General features: G+C 67.4%; 1 protein-coding gene. It reads right to left on the reverse strand.

What is annotated here, in order from left to right:
* Window positions 1-18: 18 nt before the first annotated feature.
* A complete protein-coding gene (locus ACRVYW_RS14050; protein ID WP_431805357.1) occupies window positions 19-1068 on the reverse strand; it encodes an IS110 family transposase in 1050 nt (349 codons plus the stop codon).
* Between the last annotated feature and the right edge of the window lie 230 nt (window positions 1069-1298).

Raw genomic sequence — 1298 nt, forward strand, 5'->3', positions numbered from 1 at the left:
GCGATGCTCCTATGGATGTCAAGCGGTGAGGACGTAGTAGATCTCGCGGGCGATGAGGCGTTTGAGGCAGCGGATGATGTCCTTCTTGGAGAGGCCCTGTTCGGTGCGTCGTCGCATGTAGGCCTGGGTTCTGGGGTCCCATCGGAGTCGGCAGAGGACGATGCGGTAGAGGGCGGCGTTGGCTTGCCGGTCGCCGCCGCGGTTGAGGCGGTGCCGGTGGGTCTTCCCGGATGATGCGGGGATGGGTGCGACGCCGCAGAGCATCGCGAACGCCGCTTCGGAGTGGAGCCGGTCGGTGTTCTCACCCGCGGTGACCAACAGCTGGCCGGCGACGTCTGGACCGACGCCGTTGAGTTCGAGCAGTGCCGGGTTGATCGCGGTGACGAGGGGTTCGATCAACTCGTCGAGGTCGTCGATCTCGACCGTCAGTGCGGCATGGCGGCGTGCGAGAGACCGCAGGGCGGCTTTCGCGGCCTGTTCGGGTTCACCGACCCGTGTGGTGTCGGGGCGTAGCCCCGAGCAGGCGTGCAGGAGATCCCGGTCGGCTAGTCGGCGCAACCGTTCTCGCAGTTCGTCGGGAGCGGTGACCAGCAGCGTCTTGATCCGCCGCATGCAGTCAGCGCGATGATCGACGGCGCTGCGCCTCGCGACCCGCAGGTTCCGCAGCGCCTCGACCTGCCCTGTGCGGTCTTTCGGGATGCCGGTTCGTGCCCCAGCCAGCCCCGCGCGCGCTGCTGCCTCCGCGTCCAACGGGTCGGACTTGCCCGCGAACCGGCGGGCCTTGCGGTCGGGCCGGTCGATCTCCAGCAACTCGATACCGGCGCCACGGAGGTGGCGGGCAAGACCCGCCCCGTAGGCGCCGGTGCCTTCGACCGCCGCGACGAGCAGCATCCCGAACGTCATCGCCCAGGTCAGCAGCGACGCGTATCCCTTCGGGTTCGCGGGGAACTGGGCGCACCCCAGCAACCGCCCCGCGGTGTCGATCACCGCGGCGGTATGGGTGTCGCCGTGCGTGTCGACCCCGACTGCGACCTCGACCTGTTGAACTTCTCGTGCGATGGTGGTCATCGCCGTTCCTCTCACTCAACCGGAATGAACGGCACGCACCGCCGAGAGCGAGCGGACAAGACAGTGATGGGTGCCTGCTGGCACAGGCTCCTATGAGGTCACGACCCTCGCACGGTGAGTGCACGGCAGCCCCGCAGCGAATCAACCGACAGATCGCGTTGAAGACCCTCAGTCAGTCAGTAGCTGAGTCAGGAAGACCGCTGCGGGGCTCCCACCACCATCATCACTGT

Source organism: Microbacterium sp. bgisy203 (assembly GCF_965345155.1).
Taxonomy (GTDB): Bacteria; Actinomycetota; Actinomycetes; order Actinomycetales; family Microbacteriaceae; genus Microbacterium.